12 protein-coding genes and 1 tRNA gene are annotated in these 18,211 nt (G+C 41.4%); 4 read left to right on the plus strand and 9 right to left on the minus strand.

What is annotated here, in order from left to right; translation table 11 throughout:
• Window positions 1–275: 275 nt before the first annotated feature.
• The 5 genes from V7K79_RS27985 to glcD all read right to left on the minus strand — a co-directional run bounded on the left by V7K79_RS27985 (window position 276) and on the right by glcD (window position 6,500).
• Window positions 276–347: transfer RNA gene (locus V7K79_RS27985), tRNA-Lys, on the minus strand.
• A 63-nt stretch (window positions 348–410) separates the two neighbouring features.
• A complete protein-coding gene (locus V7K79_RS27990; protein WP_335052522.1) occupies window positions 411–2,660 on the minus strand; it encodes a sensor histidine kinase in 2,250 nt (749 codons plus the stop codon).
• Window positions 2,661–2,976: 316 nt separating this feature from the next.
• Window positions 2,977–3,540 (minus strand): hypothetical protein, encoded by a 564-nt coding sequence (locus tag V7K79_RS27995; RefSeq protein ID WP_335052524.1) that lies wholly within the window; start codon window positions 3,538–3,540, stop codon window positions 2,977–2,979.
• Entirely contained in the window at window positions 3,540–4,778 is a 1,239-nt protein-coding gene (locus V7K79_RS28000) for a glycoside hydrolase family 10 protein (RefSeq protein WP_335052526.1), read from the minus strand. Before V7K79_RS28000 ends, V7K79_RS27995 begins: the two co-directional genes overlap by 1 nt.
• 249 nt (window positions 4,779–5,027) lie before the next feature.
• Entirely contained in the window at window positions 5,028–6,500 is a 1,473-nt protein-coding gene (gene glcD, locus V7K79_RS28005; protein ID WP_335052528.1) for a glycolate oxidase subunit GlcD, read from the minus strand.
• A 302-nt stretch (window positions 6,501–6,802) separates the two neighbouring features.
• Here glcD and V7K79_RS28010 point away from each other — a divergent pair, with 302 nt between their 5' ends.
• Window positions 6,803–7,552: a Uma2 family endonuclease gene (locus V7K79_RS28010; protein ID WP_335052530.1), complete on the plus strand. Its 750-nt coding sequence runs from the start codon at window positions 6,803–6,805 to the stop codon at window positions 7,550–7,552.
• A gap of 56 nt (window positions 7,553–7,608) precedes the next feature.
• Here V7K79_RS28010 and miaA read toward each other — a convergent pair whose 3' ends face one another.
• Complete coding sequence (gene miaA / locus V7K79_RS28015) at window positions 7,609–8,514, minus strand: tRNA (adenosine(37)-N6)-dimethylallyltransferase MiaA (RefSeq protein WP_335052532.1); 906 nt, start codon at window positions 8,512–8,514, stop codon at window positions 7,609–7,611.
• A 232-nt stretch (window positions 8,515–8,746) separates the two neighbouring features.
• Between miaA and gyrB the strand changes: the two genes are divergently transcribed.
• From gyrB to rpoD, 3 genes are all read left to right on the plus strand, one after another.
• Complete coding sequence (gyrB, locus tag V7K79_RS28020; protein WP_335052533.1) at window positions 8,747–10,684, plus strand: DNA topoisomerase (ATP-hydrolyzing) subunit B; 1,938 nt, start codon at window positions 8,747–8,749, stop codon at window positions 10,682–10,684.
• 297 nt (window positions 10,685–10,981) lie between these two features.
• Window positions 10,982–11,608, plus strand: a complete 627-nt coding sequence (locus V7K79_RS28025) for a fasciclin domain-containing protein (protein ID WP_335052535.1) — start codon at window positions 10,982–10,984, stop codon at window positions 11,606–11,608.
• Window positions 11,609–13,134: 1,526 nt separating this feature from the next.
• Window positions 13,135–14,304, plus strand: coding sequence for an RNA polymerase sigma factor RpoD (gene rpoD / locus V7K79_RS28030; protein WP_104904896.1), 1,170 nt, complete (start codon window positions 13,135–13,137; stop codon window positions 14,302–14,304).
• 126 nt (window positions 14,305–14,430) lie between these two features.
• On the opposite strand, the gene V7K79_RS28035 is transcribed toward rpoD, so the two are convergent.
• The 3 genes from V7K79_RS28035 to gyrA all read right to left on the minus strand — a co-directional run bounded on the left by V7K79_RS28035 (window position 14,431) and on the right by gyrA (window position 17,948).
• Window positions 14,431–14,616 (minus strand): chlorophyll a/b-binding protein, encoded by a 186-nt coding sequence (locus tag V7K79_RS28035; protein ID WP_104904897.1) that lies wholly within the window; start codon window positions 14,614–14,616, stop codon window positions 14,431–14,433.
• A 308-nt stretch (window positions 14,617–14,924) separates the two neighbouring features.
• Entirely contained in the window at window positions 14,925–15,389 is a 465-nt protein-coding gene (locus V7K79_RS28040; protein WP_335052537.1) for a GNAT family N-acetyltransferase, read from the minus strand.
• A 9-nt stretch (window positions 15,390–15,398) separates the two neighbouring features.
• A complete protein-coding gene (gyrA, locus tag V7K79_RS28045; protein WP_335052539.1) occupies window positions 15,399–17,948 on the minus strand; it encodes a DNA gyrase subunit A in 2,550 nt (849 codons plus the stop codon).
• Window positions 17,949–18,211: the final 263 nt, after the last annotated feature.

The raw sequence follows: 18,211 nt of genomic DNA on the forward strand, positions 1-18,211 counted from the left end.
TTATGCGCTCACGTGCATCACTCATACGATGAAGCCTGGAATTGCGTCGAGGCGTGGAGAGCCGCTAAAAAACTTTCTTAACTCTTTGGGGATTCACTCTAGCAATTCTCTGCCCACTGAACATTCTAGGGTGTCCAGTGGGCAGTGGGCGTTTTTATTCAAATTAGTCAAAGCTTTAGCAGTGATTACCCTTGATAGACAACGTTTTTGGAGGATAACACTTGCTCAATTTAGTCAAGAATTAGTCAAAGGAAAATCGTGGAGGCTGAAAGTAGTGGGTGACGAGGGATTTGAACCCGCAACCAATAGATTAAGAGTCTACTGCTCTACCGTTGAGCTAGTCACCCACACGAATAACAATCGTAGCACAACTTTTGACAATTTAGCTAGTGCCGCGCCCAAAAAACTAATTAAAAGGGGAATTTGACGGTGAAGGTGGTTTGACCTGCTGCACTTTCTACATAAATTGAACCGCCTAAATGTCTGACCATTTTCTGCACTAATGCTAATTCCAGCCCCGTACCACTATGTTTCCAAGGATCGTGTTTGGAAAGGTGATAGAAAGGTTCAAAAATCCGTGAGAGTTCATTGCTGGTAAGTTCTATTCCCGAATTGGTAATATTAAGCTCGACTCTATCTCCGATCAAGTGAGCAGAGACTGTGATTGATTCCCCGGCTGGGGTGTATTTGCAAGCGTGGTTGAGCAGTTCGGTGACAATCCGCTCCAAATCAGTGATATCTGTCTCCAAAGGCGGCAGCGCCCGATCAACAGTCAGGTTTAACTGCTGTCGCTGGCAGTTGGTGAGGTGTCGAAAAGACTCGATAATCGGATGAAGCCAGCTTTGAAAGTCAATGGCAATCAAGGTTGGGGGATCGGGTTCGGCTTCAAGATATGTGAGTGTAAGTAGGTCGTTAATTAACTTGCTTTCTCGCCCACACTCGTTATGCAGAATCTGCAAGAGTTGCGGAACTATTTCTATCTCTGATATTTCTGCTGGTGTGAGCACACTTTCGAGAGTTTGGACTGCAAGGCTAATGCTTGTTATTGGTGTCCGCAGTTCTTGGGATAGAGTTCTGAGAAATTGGTTTTTGAGCCGATGGCTTTTTTCTAGTTCCTCTACCTGTTCCTGGTTTTGTTTGTAAAGCTGGGCTTGACGAATAGCGATCGCACATTCATTTGCTACCTGCTGCATTAGCTCAATTTCAAATTCATCAAAAGCCTCTTGTGATGGTCTTGTCAGCCAAATATTCCCCAAAATCCCTTGAGGATCAAAAATTGGACAAGCCATCTGGGACATAACTAGCAACTTTGGTTCCCATCCCGGTACAATTTCCAAAAATTGTAATGGTTGTTTTTGCAACAACGGCTGATAAACTTCAAGATAATCTGCAATCTGTTTGGTTAATCCTTTACACTGGGGTAAGTTAATGCAGTATTCGTAAGTAATCGTAACTAGAGTTTGGCAGGTGCTGTAAAGTTCAATTTGGCAACGATCGAGGTTTAGTAACTTTGCTAATTCCTGGGTAAGGGTCTGCAACACTTGAGTTTGAGCCAGACTGTCGCGGATTTGTTCTGTCATGTGTCGCACCAAGGCTTCAAAGTTTCGCACCTGCTGCAACTGATTAATATGCTTCTGCTTGTGTAACTCCATCTTGGCTTTGAGAACCTCAATTTGCTGATGAAGTTTTGTTTGTTGGACTGCAATGCCGATTTGAGTTGCCAACTGCTTGAGCAAGTCAGTTTCCGTTTGCTGCCATTGACGCGATTGGTGACAATGCTGGGCAATCAATAGCCCCCAGATATCTTGCTTTTGGAAAATCGGCACTACGAGATTAGCTCTGATCTGCAAAGATGTCAGGAAATCTATATGGCAAGGATGCAAGTCGGCTGTATGAATATCTTCGATAACTTGAATGCAACCTTGTTTGTAGTGTTCTGGATGTTTGCCACTAAAGCAGGGATCGGTGATGTTTTTTCCCAATAGGGGATCGCTGGCGGCTACAGTTGATTCGGCAATGATTACTCCACTATCATCAGCCTCGAAACGATAAATTAACACGCGATCGCAATTCAAAAACTGCCGCAGTTCAATTGTTGTCTGATGCAGAATTGTCTCTAATTCTACAGATTGGTGAATCCGTGCGGCGATCGCTTCTAGCAATTGCTCTCGTTCAGTCTGGAGTCTAATTGCTTGTTCTGCTTGCTTGACAGGGGTAATATTACTACTAGTACCAATCAGTCGATAAACCCTGGAGTTAGCATCCTTTAGGGGGGTGAGAGTCGTACTCCACCAAGTCGGAACTCCCTGGAATTGCAAACATTGTTCGTAAGAAATAGTTGTGCCGAATTGCACGCAGTCAGCATAATGCTGACGTACCTTGGCAGCATCAATCGCACAAAGAATATCCTCTGGTTTTTTGCCCCGGAGATCGTCTGAACGAATCCCTATCCACCGCTCATGAGTCGGATTAAGGGCCACATATCGAAAATCCCCATCCTCCAAAACATCAACTACAAATATTGATGCCTGCACAGAATCGTACATACTTAGTAGAAACTGCTCGCTACCACTTTTTTCATTTACTTCCGTGCCAAAAAGAATTTCAGGTGGTGATAATTTTGTCAACTCCATAGTTGATTCCACTGGATTTATATTCATGCGAGAGTCCCTGTCTTGTATTACTGACTCTTCTAGGCGCTCTCTTGTTGTTACGCTTGTAGTAGATGCACTTTAGCGCCTATAGCAAAGTCTTATCAGCCGTTGCTCATCGAAATTTTGCTCTTTCTCTACTTCTTGTTCAGAAATCTAGGAAAGCTAATAGGAGTCAGCTTAACAAAATCCTGCTTTTTGAAGGCAAAAATACATTTGCAGGTGAAGGCAAACTTACTGCAATTTATTTTTAACAATTCTTTAAGATGTTTGCATATATCCCAGTGCAAACCTCAATTAAATTTATAATTCTTAATAAGAGGAGTTACAATCGCAATTTGTGAGCATTGATTCCTGTGAGGATACCAACCAGCAGCCAAGTGACGCCTAATCCGATGACTTCGCCTAAAAATAACTGGCTTAAGTAGCGGCAGATCGTTCCTACAAAAGAACCTATAGGGACAGCAACAGCCCAACTTGCCCCAGAGACAAATATCCATCGCCAGGTTACAAGTTGGGGAATTGCTAACCATTGTGCCAATCCAATTCCCAAGCCCCCAAGCGCACCATAAACCGCCCCTGACAAAATTCTCAAAGGAAGAATCTGAGTGCTAGGTACAATCCAACCCACCGCACCAATACCGATCGCAGTGATCACACTCCAACCCAAAACACTTGACAAAATCCACCTGATACAAAATACAGGTTTTTTGAGAAGACAACCTTGAGGAAGTGCGATCGCAAATCCGCCGATAGCCGCCTCTATTACTCCAATATCTGGCTTTTCACCGACTTCAATAAAGAGTAAACTCGATAAAAATCCGCCAAAAGTAGCTAAAGTCCACAGGAATGTAAAGCCAAATCTAGTATTTTTAGGCGCAAATGGCATCAAAGTTTCTTTGTTTGTAATAATTTGACAGTTCTGGCATTAAACATTTCAAAAAAACCTTTGCGTCGCTGCTGGGGTGATTCCGGTACGATGTAACCCCATAAACTCTCCCAGTAGAAAAAGGAGATACCATCAAAATTGCGATCGCGCACTACCTGAACTTGTTCTCTAACTTGTGCCATTTTCACCGGATTTCTGAAGGTTCCTGTTGATATCCCAATACCTACAGGAATTAGACTTTGAGCCAATTTTATAGATGGTAGTTCTAGTTGAGTGATAAAAGACTTTTTGTCATTTCGATATACCTGCAAAATTAACTCATTAACTAAACCTTTTTTTACCCAATTTTCCCAATCTTGCAAATAGTATTTATAAGCAAAACCTTGAGAGTTAGGAGATAAAGATATTTTAACTTTGGGTTTAACCGCCTTGACAGCTTGGTAGATTTCTGCCATAAAATCAGTTATTTTATCTGCCCGCCACCGCATCCATTCTGAGTTAAAAGGATCGGTTGGGGGACTTTTGCCTTGATGCTCTTGCTGGTAGAGTTCAATAGTGAAGCGATCATACCCGAACTGTACAGGCATCCCAAAATGGTCATCAAGCTGAATACCATCTACATCGTAATCCCTGACTACTTCCAAAATTAGCTCTTGAATAAATTCTTGCACTTGCGGATGTAAAGGATTCAACCAGGCCAGCTTAGTTACTAAAATATTGTCGATTTCTTCTGGCGGGGCATCTTGAGTAGACTTTATACCTTCTTGCCCAATTGTCAACCAGTCGGGATAACGCCTTGCTAATTGTGAATAATGTGGCGTCATGAATCCATATTCAAACCAGGGAATGACTCTCAAATCTTTATTTTTACCAAGTGTTACTATCTTTGCTAAAACATCTTGTCCACCATGCATGAAGTTAAGCAAAGGTTGAGTTTCTGAGCCTGTAGTTATTTTTGCTACTGCACTTTTATAAAAAGTATGTCCTCGGTTCCAAATTACAGGATAAATTGTATTAAAGTTGAGAGCAGATAATTGATTTATAGCACGGTTAATACCCCAAGGTAAAAATAGTACACCACTACCAACATTAGTGAGCCAAACGCCGCGAATTTCTGTAGTTAAAGGACTTGGTTTTTGGGAATAAACTGGCAGTGAAGAGGGTAAAAAAACTGTTAAAGCGATTACTAATCCCAAACACAGCAAGCAAGAAACACAACGACGAATAACCCGATTCATTTATAAGCGTGACCTAGTGCGATCGGAATATATATAACTACAAAATAAAGTTGTAATTCTCCGGATAATGTAAAAAAATGATGATTCAGAATACAGAATCCAGAAGTCAGGAGTCAGAATAATTGAAATAATACGGAGCCAGTTTTGGTAATGAATATACGTTAACGATACCAAAACCTAATAAATTAGCACTCCAAACTCTAACTCTTACTCCTAACTTCCAATTCTTGACTCCTGAATTCTTTCTTCTTAAAATCTTTCCACACCTTCAAATTGCTTGATTGCCGATGTATTTGCTGCTTCACCACAAGTTCGTGGTGTGGGGAATATCTTTTCAGGATTTGCTAATCCTTTAGGATTAAAAACTTGCCGCAACCATTGCATAGTTTCTAAATCAACTTGGCTAAACATCTGTGGCATATAGCATTTTTTCTCCTCACCTATGCCATGTTCGCCAGAAATACTACCACCGACTTGGACACAAAGTTTAAGAATTTTTCCACCCATTTCTTCTACTTGCTCTAATGCTCCAGGCACAGAATTATCATAAAGAATGAGCGGATGAAGATTGCCATCACCAGCATGAAAGACATTAGCAACACGATAACCGTATTGTTCGCTTAATGTCTTAATCTCGTGCAGAACATAAGGCAACTGAGTTCGAGGAATTACACCATCTTGTACATAATAATCTGGGCTTAAATGTCCAGCAGCAGCAAAAGCAGCTTTGCGTCCTTTCCATAATTTCAATCTGGTTTCTGGATCAGTAGCAGAAGTGACATTTCGTGCCCCATTCTTTTTACAAATTTCAGTAACTCGCTGCTTATTCCCTGCAACTTCCACTTCTAAACCATCAATTTCTATTAGTAAAATAGCAGTAGCATCGCGGGGATAACAATTAGTTGCGACAACATCTTCAACTGCATTGATACTGAAGTTATCCATCATTTCCATACCGCCAGGAATAATCCCGGCGCTGATAATGTCAGAAACAGTTGCCCCAGCAGCTTCAATGCTAGTAAAATCTGCTAATAGCACACAAATTGATTCTGCACTTTTGAGAATTCGCAACGTAATTTCTGTAGCAATTCCTAAAGTGCCTTCAGAACCAACAAACACACCTGTTAAATCATAACCAGGCATTTCTGGAATTTGTCCACCTAAATCAACAATTTCTCCTTCTGGCGTGACAATTTTTAATCCTAAAACGTGGTTAGTGGTAACACCATATTTTAGACAATGTACACCACCAGAATTTTCGGCAATGTTGCCCCCAATAGAGCAAATAATTTGACTGGAAGGGTCAGGAGCGTAGTAAAATCCAGCACCACTAACAGCTTGTGTTACCCAACTATTAATTACCCCTGGTTGTACAACTGTACGTTGATTTTCTAAATCAATGCTGAGGATTTGCCGCATTAATGAAGTAACAATTAAAACAGAGTTTTCTAATGGTAAAGCGCCACCAGATAGACCAGTGCCAGAACCGCGTGCTATGAAGGGGATAGAGTATTGATTGCATATTTTCACAACTTGGGCAACTTGTTCTGTAGTTCTGGGTAACACTACTATAGCCGGACGTTGGCGATAGCCAGTTAAACCATCACATTCATAGGTAATGAGTTCTTCACGGCGTTGCACCACGCCATTTTTGCCAAGAACAACCTCGAATGCTTTGAGAATGGGTTTCCAGTTGCGTTGTTTTTTCTCTTGGGTAAGCATAGTTTTTTAAAGTTCAAGGTAGATGTTGCAGGCTGGTTAGTATAGCTGTAATTACTATTGTTGCAAGAATAACAGCTAAGAGTGAGTAAAAGCGATCGCATAATTTTAAGTACGGAAGGTGCGATGTCTCTTAAGAGTGCGTTGTCGCTTCCTAATTTCATCAAAACTCAACAGCGAGTGAATAATCTACAAATATTACCTATGGTATCCAGGGGGACACACTGTTATTGCTTGCTTAAGCCAAACTTGACGTTCTTCATCAATTAACCTAGAAATAACGCTCTTAAATACTGGATAAAATCATGGTTCAGAAAGTTCTAATCAATGATGATGATTACTATGTGCCAGATGCCAACCAGCTAGTCACTGAAAATGATACACCTGTGGATAATTTTGCATCTGCCAAACAACAACGCCTTTTAGTCAGTTCTCTTTACAGTTCTCTACAAAGTCAGACTTTTTTAGCTGAAGCTAATGTGGGTATTTACTACACAGACCTTCAGCCCCCCATTGTACCTGATGTCTTTCTCAGCTTAGATGTGCAAGTGCCTGAAAATTGGTGGGAAAAACAAAATCGTTGTTATATGGTTTGGCGCTTTGGTAAACCTCCAGAAGTCGTGATTGAAATTGTTTCTAATAAAGAAGGTGATGAACTGGGCAAAAAGCTGCAAATTTATGAACACATGCGGGCAAGTTATTACATCGTATATGACCCGAATCAGCAATTAGGAGAAAAAGTCCTGCGCGTTTATGAACTTAGAGGAAGGCGCTATTTTGAAACTTCAGAAAATTGGTTAGAACAAGTTGGTTTAGGCGTAACTTTGTGGGAAGGTGAATTTGAAGGTAGACAGGATCGTTGGCTACGCTGGTGCTACCAAGATGGTAATATTTTATCGACTGGAGATGAACGTGCCGAACAGGAACGACAACGTGCCGAACAGGAACGACAACGTGCCGAACAGGAACGACAACGTGCCGAACAAGCAGAACAACGCACCCAATTATTAGCAGATAGGTTACGGGCTATGGGCATAGATCCCAATACTTTTTAGGACACTCGCTGTAAAGACGCAAAAAAACTTTACGTCTTTACATGAGCAAAAATTTATCACGAACTTGTGCAAATTATAAACTCATTTATACGATGCCAAACCTTCTCTAATACATTAGAATCATCTGAATCAAACCATTCAATTTGTGGATCTGCTCTAAACCAAGTACGTTGGCGTTTGGCAAATTGCCGTGTATGCAAAACTGTTAATTCTTTCGCTTCATCTAAGGAAATATCCCCAGCCAAATATTGCTTGATTTCTTGATATCCCAAAGTATTCAACAAAGACAAATCAGCGCCATATTTTTGACAAAGATACTCCACCTCAGCAACCAAACCATTTGCTATCATCTCCTCAGTACGCTGTTGAATACGAGCAGCCAACCTTTCAACATTGCAATCTAAACCAATTTGCAAAATCGGATAATTTGGTGGATTCTCCCCTTGCTGTTCTGAAATTGGATATCCCGTGACGTAAAATACTTCTAATGCTCGTAAAGTTCGCACGCAATCGTTACCATGAATCTTTTGTGCTGCAACTGGATCAACTTGTTGTAACATTGCGTAAAGTTGTGTTTGACCTAGAGATTCAAGCTGCGATCGCAATTCCATCTGTGGTGCAACTCTCGGAATTTTCATACCTCGAACAATAGAACGGATGTATAAACCAGTCCCACCAACTAGCAATAGTGGTATAACACCATCAGAAGCAATTAAAGCTTGTGTTCGCTCCTGATAGTCTGCTACTGTCATCATGTCTGTTGGCTCGCAGATATCTATTAAATAGTGCTGCACCAATTTTTGTTCAGCCGCAGTTGGTTTTGCCGTCCCAATATCAAACTCACGGTAAACTTGACGAGAATCAGCACTAAGAATTATAGAACCCAACCGCCTTGCCAAAGCCAATGCCAAACTTGATTTACCCGTTGCTGTCGCCCCACAAATCACAATTAATTTAGTCATTAGTAATTAGTCATTTCTTATGGGGCATTGAGCAATAATTAATAGTTCTTCTCCCCCTGCTGCCCTGCCCCTCTGCTCCTCTGTTCCTATTGCACGGTACTGCAACCCCAGTATAAACTTCTCTTGAAAATGCCCTACAGACGCCAGCAAGGCTTTTGTGTTACAATTTTGGAGTGTTTTTACTTTTATTTGCCTTTCGGCGATTTCAACCCCACGCATCAGGAGAGTTTACATGACGAGCAGTTACAGTGCCGATCAGATTCAAGTTCTGGAAGGTCTGGAAGCCGTCCGCAAAAGACCAGGAATGTACATCGGTACCACTGGACCACGAGGACTCCACCATTTAGTTTACGAGGTGGTGGACAATTCAATTGATGAGGCTTTAGCGGGTTATTGCACTCATATAGAAGTCGATATCAACGCAGATGGTTCTGTAACTGTAACAGATGATGGTCGCGGTATTCCCGTTGATACTCACTCACGTACCGGGAAATCGGCTTTGGAAACCGTAATGACCGTACTACACGCAGGTGGAAAGTTTGGCGGCGGTGGTTACAAAGTTTCTGGAGGATTGCACGGGGTTGGTATTTCTGTTGTTAATGCCCTATCTGAGGTTGTAGAAGTTACGGTTTGGCGAGAGAAAAAGGTTCATCTTCAGCGCTACGAACGCGGTATCCCAGTTAGCGATCTGCAAGTCAAACCTTGCAAAGAAGCTAGAACTGGAACTTCTGTTACTTTTAAGCCAGATACCCAAATATTTACTATTAGCATTGAGTTTGATTACATCACTTTATCAGGTCGCCTACGGGAATTAGCCTATCTAAATGCAGGTGTCAAAATTACTTTTACTGACCACCGTTTAGAACTACTAAAAAGCGATACACCCAAGGTAGAAACTTACGAGTATAAGGGTGGGATCAAAGAGTACATTGCTTACATGAACCGTGAGAAACAACCGTTGCATGAAGAAATTATCTATGTGCAGGGAGAACGGAACAATGTACAAGTGGAAGTTTCTTTACAGTGGTGTACTGATGCTTACACGGATAATGTGTTAGGTTTTGCCAATAATATTCGCACGGTGGATGGTGGTACGCACTTAGAAGGCTTGAAGGCAGTTCTGACGCGGACATTAAATGCGATCGCCCGCAAGCGCAATAAAATTAAAGAAAATGAACCTAACCTCAGTGGCGAACACGTCCGCGAAGGTTTGACTGCGGTAATTTCCGTTAAAGTCCCCGATCCAGAATTTGAAGGACAAACTAAAACCAAACTCGGTAACACCGAAGTGCGGGGAATTGTCGATTCTTTGGTAGGAGAAGTCCTTACTGAGTATCTCGAATTTCATCCTGCTATAGCAGACTCAATTTTAGATAAAGCTATCCAAGCTTTCAAAGCCGCAGAAGCCGCGCGTCATGCACGGGAATTAGTCAGACGCAAATCTGTACTGGAATCTTCGCCATTACCTGGTAAACTGGCTGACTGTAGCTCTCGTGACCCTAGCGAATCTGAGATATTTATTGTGGAAGGCGACTCAGCAGGTGGAAGTGCAAAACAAGGACGCGATCGCCGCACTCAAGCAATCTTGCCTCTACGTGGTAAAATTCTTAACATCGAAAAAACTGACGACGCTAAAATCTATAAAAATAACGAAGTTCAATCGTTAATTACAGCACTTGGTTTAGGTGTTAAAGGTGATGAATTCGATTCCACCCAATTGCGCTATCACCGCATAGTGATCATGACGGATGCTGACGTAGATGGAGCGCACATTCGGACTTTGTTGTTAACATTCTTCTATCGATATCAGCGATCGCTCATCGAACAAGGCTTTATTTATATTGCTTGTCCTCCATTGTTTAAAGTCGAACGGGGACGTAATCATGAGTATTGCTATAGCGATCGCGAAAAAGATCAAACAATCGCCAAATTTCCTGCTAACGCCAACTATACCATCCAACGCTTCAAAGGTTTAGGTGAAATGATGCCACAACAACTCTGGGACACCACAATGAACCCAGAAACCCGTAAAATGAAGCAAGTCGAAATTGAAGATGCCGCAGAAGCCGATCGCATCTTTACAATTTTAATGGGCGATCGCGTTGCACCCAGACGAGAATTCATCGAAACCTATGGCTCTAAACTCAATTTCACTGACCTAGATATCTAAATACCAGCAGTCCTAAATCATTCCTAAAAAACTAGATCCCCTATTTCTTTGAGAAATAGGGGATCTATTTAGCTTTCAGGTATTGCTTAACATTACTGCAACAGATTTTGGTAAAGACTTTATATCCAAAGTTTTATAAAAACTACTTCTTTTGGTTGATGACAAATTGTGTATTTTTTCAAAGTTTTGAATCAAGATTTTTTTACTACAAACTATGTCGTTAGATGAGTGACTATATCCATAAATTCATAAACTATTGTTAATAATTCCCTATTCAGCTGGATTCTACACAAAGTTATGAAAGCAAGCAAAAGCATAGTAGGAAGAGCATTGTTCAATATTATTGGCATAGGTAGCTTAGTTGCTCTGTCTGCCTGCGCTCAACCTGTCGCAGAAGCTCCAACAACTGTCTCTCCAACAACTGTCCCCCTCGTCACGCCAACTCCTACTGCGACTATTGCCACCCAAAATTTAGCACAATTGGCAAAATCAACAGCTAGTCAAGGACAATTTAAAATTCTCATCCAAGCAGTGCAAGCTGCCGGCTTAACTGAACAATTGGCTACACCAGGCCCTTATACAATATTTGCACCTACTGACGCTGCGTTCTCTGCTTTACCAAAAGCTACTCTAGACCAACTCTTACAGCCAGCAAACAAACAACAATTAATCAAGGTTCTTTCCTACCACGTTATCCCTGGGGGAATTACCTCCCAGCAATTGACATCTGGAGAAGTTAAAACAATTGAGGGTAGTCCCGTTAAAATCACAGTTGATCGTGCCAGTAACTCAATCACAGTTAACAATGCTAAGGTGACTCAGCCAGATATTCCAGCTAGCAATGGCATCGTTCATGTAGTTGACCAAGTACTTCTCCCACCTAATTTCCCTGCAAATCTAAACACCACCCCAACACCACGGTAGTTCAGCAAAGTTCATAGTCCCCAGTTTTAATTAGGGGTAGCTTTGAAAACCTCCCTAACTTTGAACTAGTCGCGAACAATCAAAAATTTAGGTTGACTTGTTAAAAGAGCAAATATTTAATAATACAAAAACTACAAATATTCCAAATTATATGGTTAGAAAAACCATATAATTTGCTTATTGTCAATATTTTCCAAACAATCAATGCTCGATTGTTAACATAACTACTAACTTTATTGGAAATTTAGTCTAGATAATACTCTTTGCTCTGACTCGCTGATTATTTTGAACCACCCGCTAGAAACACATTTGTTATGCTTTAAGAAAATAACTAAATATTATCTATCCAACAGCAATTAATAAGTATTTTGAGGATTTATCATCATCAGATAACAGAAAATTACTGAATTAAAAGTACTTAAGTTTACAAGTGATTTACGCAAAAGTTCTTTGTAACTAAATCATCAGTTAATCTGCTGGGTTTTCTGTGTTCGTGGTAATAGCTGTTGTAAGTAGACACTACAAGGCTGAAAACTTGTTAATATCTTCATATAGTGGCGTAGCGATCGCCATTATGTCGTATGTATCAAATGTACTTTTGCCTAAGATAAGACAATATTGGCAAGTTCGCAGGACAAATTGTTTTTGAATTGATTAAAATATCTTTGTATACAATAAAAAAAGTTTGTCAAGTTTCATAGGGCTGAAATCACCACAGTGCGCTAACGTGTGAATAAGACCAAATTAGTAAACCTAAATTGATCTGCGATCAAGTCGATTGTACCACCGCCTCAACTCCTCAGTTAAGGTAGTTAGTACGCAGAAGGTTAACTGCTTTCAGGCAAGCACCACCGTTGTTGTATTTAACCCAAGGACAATACCTGTTTTAGTCTGAGGGATGCTTAATTTATGAAGGAAATGTAAAAATGAGTAGGTTAAGACGAATAGTCTGAGTTAACATAAAATGCACTCTCTCTCAGTAATTAATGTTGTGTAAAATACATGAAATTCGGCAGGAGCAAGCGTACTTACTTCGTAATGTAATAAGAGCGTCACTGCAATTCCGAAAAGTGGAAAAAATTTCCGGGTATAAATCCCGTTTTCAATGTCTTTTTGGTGAAAATAGCTAACAATTGCTTAATGAATTCATGATTTATACACAAAAAGAGTGCAATTTCTGTGAAACAGGCTACAATCGGAAGAGTCTTTATACGAAAATCTGCCAACAGTATGAACTCATTTGTATAGAGTGGCAAATTTTGTGATAAAGGCGAGTCTTTCTTTTGACCAGTTAGTTGAAAGCAATATGTGATAGTGACACATATAACATTTACTAAAGTGAGCAAGTCATTTTTAGTAGTTGCTTAAACTGAAGTAAAAACCCTCCTACTGGAGGTTTAAAACGTCCGAAAATATCTCTGGCAAATCTGCCAAAAAGCTTATTTTCGGTTGGTAATTGGCTCGTTTAAAAGAGCGCTAAACACATCTTGAGTAATTGATTCTGCAAGGAGCATGAGGAACGCGGCATGAACCAGGCTAACAACGTACTCGAAAGCATATATCAGCCTGACCTAGAAATAATGAATCAGCCTGAGCTCGAGTTAGAAGAACTCTTAATAGACGATGAAGAGGACTTGCTGATCGTAGATGAAGGTGACGAGGAATTTTTAGAGCCTCAGTCTGATGAGGACGACGCAAAGTCTGGAAAAGCCGCTAAATCGCGTCGTCGGACACAAAGCAAGAAAAAGCACTATACCGAAGATTCAATTCGGCTTTACTTGCAAGAGATTGGTAGAATTCGTCTGTTGCGGGCAGACGAAGAAATTGAATTGGCGCGGAAAATAGCCGATTTGCTGGAATTAGAGAGGGTACGCGAAAGACTCTGTGAGCAATTAGATCGCGATCCTCGAGATAGTGAATGGGCAGAAGCAGTACAACTGCCACTACCAGCCTTTCGTTATCGCCTCCATGTTGGTCGCAGGGCGAAAGACAAGATGGTGCAATCTAACCTCCGTCTTGTAGTTTCAATTGCTAAGAAGTACATGAATCGTGGTTTGTCGTTCCAAGACTTAATTCAGGAAGGCAGTCTCGGTTTGATTCGTGCCGCTGAAAAGTTTGACCACGAAAAAGGTTATAAGTTTTCTACATACGCTACATGGTGGATTCGCCAAGCAATTACCCGTGCGATCGCAGATCAATCCCGCACAATTCGTCTTCCAGTTCACCTTTACGAAACTATCTCGCGGATTAAGAAAACTACCAAACTGCTATCTCAAGAAATGGGTCGCAAACCCACCGAAGAAGAAATCGCCACTCGCATGGAAATGACCATCGAGAAGTTGCGGTTCATTGCTAAATCCGCCCAGTTACCTATCTCATTAGAAACGCCAATTGGTAAAGAAGAAGATTCTCGATTAGGCGATTTTATTGAATCCGATGGTGAGACACCAGAAGACCAAGTTTCCAAAAATCTTCTGCGCGAAGACCTCGAAAAAGTCCTCGACAGTCTCAGCCCACGCGAACGGGATGTTCTCAGACTGCGTTACGGTTTGGATGACGGTCGGATGAAGACCCTTGAGGAAATCGGACAGATTTTCAACGTCACTCGCGAACGAATTCGTCAAATTGAGGCGAAGGCACTCCGCAAGTTACGCCACCCAAATCGTAACAGCGTTCTCAAAGAGTATATTCGGTAGTACTTAGTCAATAGCCATTAGTCATTAGTAAATAAACAAATGACTAATGACAAAACAAATAAAAAACCTGGTAGTGAATTAGCACTCCAGGTTTTTTTATTTATAGGTCATCTTAAATATTAAAACTTATAGAATGCCCCAAAAGTGTAGAAAACCTTGACCAGAAAAAAGTTCAACCAAAACGGCTGCTAAAAAACCAATCATCGCCAAGCGACCGTTCCAAATTTCTGCTTGTGGGGTAAAGCCCCAACGCCAAGCGTTGCGATCTTCAATTACGGGAGTAGTTACTTTTGTTGTACTTGCATTTGTCATTGTTAGGACTCCAAACTTAATTCTTAAGGTTTATTGGCTTATGTAAACTAATATAACAAATATTTGTAGAAAGGCAACATTTTTTATATTTTTGTTTCCAAAGCTTGACATAAGTCTTGATAGCTATCTAGACAAATTAAAACATCAACCTTCAGTGAGATTTACTGAGGTAGAAGAAATGTTATTCAGACTTTTAGCTTTATAAACAATTTTATACTATTGAGATCAATTATCAACTAATTTAGTTACATTGCTTGAGTTTAAATATATATCGCATTTTAAAATAAAAAATTTATTGAGAATTTAAGTTAGTACCAGACCATTTCCATTTCTTTTGAAGTTGAGACAAAACCAAGCTTCTCGTAGATACGTTTACCATTCTCAGTTGCGTGGAGCCAGAGGCGTTTTGCCTCTGTCGCTCTCACAAAGCTAATAATTTCCTTTAATAATGCTGTTGCAATTCCCTGGCCTCGCCACATCGGAATTGTATAAACGTTCAGAATGTAGGCTTCTAAGCCTGAGAGATTGCCGTTGTAAGGGGGGCGTTGAAAAAATACCAAGCCGCTAGTGGCAACAATTTGGTTATCTACTTCAGCTATCCAAGCTAAAAACTCACCTGGCGGCATTTTTTCGCCAAGATATTTTCGAGTCGCCTCTGCTAGGTTTGTGGTGTCAGAATCACCTTTAATTTCGCCAGCCTCTTGCAGGAGTTCAAGATGCAGTTGAATTAGTGTCTCTAAGTCCTGCAAGTTGGCTTGTCGCAAGTTGAACATTACCCTAATTTACGATCGCACTTCCGCCACGGTGATGATTTTTTCATCGCGGCTGAGTTTGAGGATGCTTTCACCTTTGACATCCCTACCTAAAATCGGCACTGTTTCCACAGGTATGCGCACTACCCGCTCCTTATTCGTTACTAAAGCTACTTCGCCAGATGCGTTGGCGTAGCCTGCCGTTCGCGTAGCGTCTCCAAGAGTTGGCATCGCCATTACCATACCAGCTAAGTTGTCAGTTTTGCTAGCAAATTTCAGCGCTTGCGTACCTAAATCGCCGCGATTCGCCGCTCTTAACTGACTCGCAGCCATCCGCTTGGCATATCCTTCTTGAGTAACTAGCAGCAGTTGGTCATCTTTACCGACAGTGACACAGCCAACCATTTGCTGATTTTTCAATAGTCGAAATGCTTGTAAACCCATCGCTGTGCGTCCCATAATCGGTAATTGTTCATCATTGACTGCAAAGCGCAACAGTCGCCCACCGGAACTAGCTAAAATTAGATGCTCCCCCGGTTTAGTGAACTGGGTAAATGACAATTCATCATCATCTTTTAGTTTCAATATCGTGATTCCGCGCCGAGTCAGGTTAGTGAATTCTCCCAAAGATAAACGCTTAATTCTTCCCTCTTTTGTTAGGAGAATCATCTGCTGAGTTTCGAGATTTTCCGGGAGCAAAAAGCGGCTGACCACAGCTTCTTGAGCGCCTTGAGCAGTACTACTGAGCATAGTAATCAAAGGTTTTCCCCGTGGAGAACGTCCAGTAGTTGGGGGAATTTCTCCTACATTCACCGGATAGACTTTGCCACCACCAGTTAGTATTAGTAAGTCTTTTTCCGTGTCAGTTAAAACAGTTTGGATAATGAAGTCATTATCGTGCAGACCATTTTCAGCTTTTGACTTTCTCCCAGATGGCTGGGTGCGGCGGACATAACCCCGTTGGGTAAATTCTAAAATCGCTTCTTCTACTGGTTGAGAAGATTTAAGTTCTTCCTCCTGTGCTTCTCTGCTTTTTTGCCCCTCTGCCTTAGACTTTTGCTCTTCTGCTCTAGACGTTTGCTCTTGTGCAATTTTCGTGCGTCGGGGATCGTTGTACTTGCGCTTGAGCGATCGCAAATCTTTTTTCAGCGCCTTCAATAATTCGCGGCGATCGTTTAGTAATAGCTCCAACAATTTAATTTGTTCGCTTATCTGCTCAAATTCCTGCTGCAAATTTTGCTGTTCTAAACTGGTGAGGCGACGCAACGGCATAGCTAGAATTGCATCTCCTTGTACCTCAGTCAAATCTAGTTGGCTACAAAGATTAATTTTTGCCGTACTACCATCGGGAGCTTGGCGCAAAATTTGAATTACCTCATCCAAATTAGACAGCGCTTTCAGCAAACCTTCTACCAAATGCACACGACTTTGGGCTTTACCCAACTCGTAATTGTAGCGACGGTTCAGCGTCTCTTCTCGGAATTTCAAAAACTCCTGCAATAGTTGACGCAAACTTAACTGGCGGGGTTGTCCATCCACTATTGCTAGGAGAATCGCCCCAAAGGTCATTTGTAAAGCAGTTTGGTGATATAAATTCTGGAGAACTTCTTGGGGATTGGTATCGCGTTTGAGTTCAATTACTACCCGCATCCCTTCGCGATCGCTCTCATCTCGAAGATCGGAAATTCCCTGCAAGCGTCCTTGATTTACTAAGTCCGCTACCTTCTCGATCCAGGCAGCTTTATTCACTTGATAAGGCAATTCTGTAATGATAATTGCCGTCCGGCGCTTGCTTCCTTTAGCGGCTGGAATTTCTTCTAGAGTCGCGACTCCCCGCAGCAGAATTCCACCTTTACCTGTGGTATATCCTTCCCGAATTCCCGCTTCACCAACTATTTCCCCACCAGTGGGAAAATCTGGCCCTGGAATTAGCTCAAATAATTTTTCATCTGGCAAATCTGGGTTGTCGATTAAAGCAACTAACCCATCGACAACTTCCCCCAAATTGTGAGGTGGTACATTTGTCGCCATTCCTACGGCAATACCAGAACAACCATTAAGTAGCAGAAACGGCAACTGAGCAGGTAACACTGTTGGTTCTTGCTGGGAATTGTCGAAGTTTCCGATAAATTCCACAGTTTCTTCACCAATTTCTGTCAACATTCCTTCATGGCTGATGGGTGCGAGGCGCGTTTCTGTATAACGCATCGCTGCTGGCGGGTCATTATCGACGCTGCCAAAGTTACCATGTCCTGCCAGCAAGGGATAGCGGCTAGAAAAATCCTGCACCAGCCTGACTAAAGCATCGTAAACTGATTGGTCGCCGTGAGGATGGTATTTACCCAACACATCACCCACTACACGAGCACATTTTCGATAAGGTCTATCTGGTACTAAACCGAGTTCGTGCATTGCATATAAAATACGTCGATGCACTGGTTTTAAGCCATCACGCACGTCTGGTAGCGCTCGCCCGACAATCACGCTCATGGCATATTCTAGATAAGACCGTTGCATCTCCGTGTGCAGGGCTGTTGGAATTACCTGTCCCGTTGAGAGAAGGTTTAACTGTTTTGCCATGAGTTTTTTCCCTGAAATTTAACTACACAAAAGCTGATGCAACTCAACACTGCGGCAACCACAGCATAACGGATGAAATGAGATTCATAACAAAATTTTGATAGTCACAGAAAAAAAAGCAGTAGTATCATCCTTGATGACAAGGATATACATTGACTATTAAAAAGGATGCATACGAGTATAATCTACATAAACTTAGTAGCCATGATACTTACCAAAGAAGAATTCAGAATTCAGGAGACAGAATCCAGAATGGATTTTGT

It is taken from the genome of Nostoc sp., from assembly GCF_036917575.1.
Lineage (GTDB): Bacteria > Cyanobacteriota > Cyanobacteriia > Cyanobacteriales > Nostocaceae > Nostoc.

Bases quoted from the DNA above. Each gene is read 5' to 3' on its own strand.
- V7K79_RS27990 (WP_335052522.1), bottom strand. From the start codon at position 2,660: ATGAATATAAATCCAGTGGAATCAACTATGGAGTTGACAAAATTATCA.
- V7K79_RS27995 (WP_335052524.1), bottom strand. From the start codon at position 3,540: ATGCCATTTGCGCCTAAAAATACTAGATTTGGCTTTACATTCCTGTGG.
- V7K79_RS28000 (WP_335052526.1), bottom strand. From the start codon at position 4,778: ATGAATCGGGTTATTCGTCGTTGTGTTTCTTGCTTGCTGTGTTTGGGA.
- glcD (WP_335052528.1), bottom strand. From the start codon at position 6,500: ATGCTTACCCAAGAGAAAAAACAACGCAACTGGAAACCCATTCTCAAA.
- V7K79_RS28010 (WP_335052530.1), top strand. From the start codon at position 6,803: ATGGTTCAGAAAGTTCTAATCAATGATGATGATTACTATGTGCCAGAT.
- miaA (WP_335052532.1), bottom strand. From the start codon at position 8,514: ATGACTAAATTAATTGTGATTTGTGGGGCGACAGCAACGGGTAAATCA.
- gyrB (WP_335052533.1), top strand. From the start codon at position 8,747: ATGACGAGCAGTTACAGTGCCGATCAGATTCAAGTTCTGGAAGGTCTG.
- V7K79_RS28025 (WP_335052535.1), top strand. From the start codon at position 10,982: ATGAAAGCAAGCAAAAGCATAGTAGGAAGAGCATTGTTCAATATTATT.
- rpoD (WP_104904896.1), top strand. From the start codon at position 13,135: ATGAACCAGGCTAACAACGTACTCGAAAGCATATATCAGCCTGACCTA.
- V7K79_RS28035 (WP_104904897.1), bottom strand. From the start codon at position 14,616: ATGACAAATGCAAGTACAACAAAAGTAACTACTCCCGTAATTGAAGAT.
- V7K79_RS28040 (WP_335052537.1), bottom strand. From the start codon at position 15,389: ATGTTCAACTTGCGACAAGCCAACTTGCAGGACTTAGAGACACTAATT.
- gyrA (WP_335052539.1), bottom strand. From the start codon at position 17,948: ATGGCAAAACAGTTAAACCTTCTCTCAACGGGACAGGTAATTCCAACA.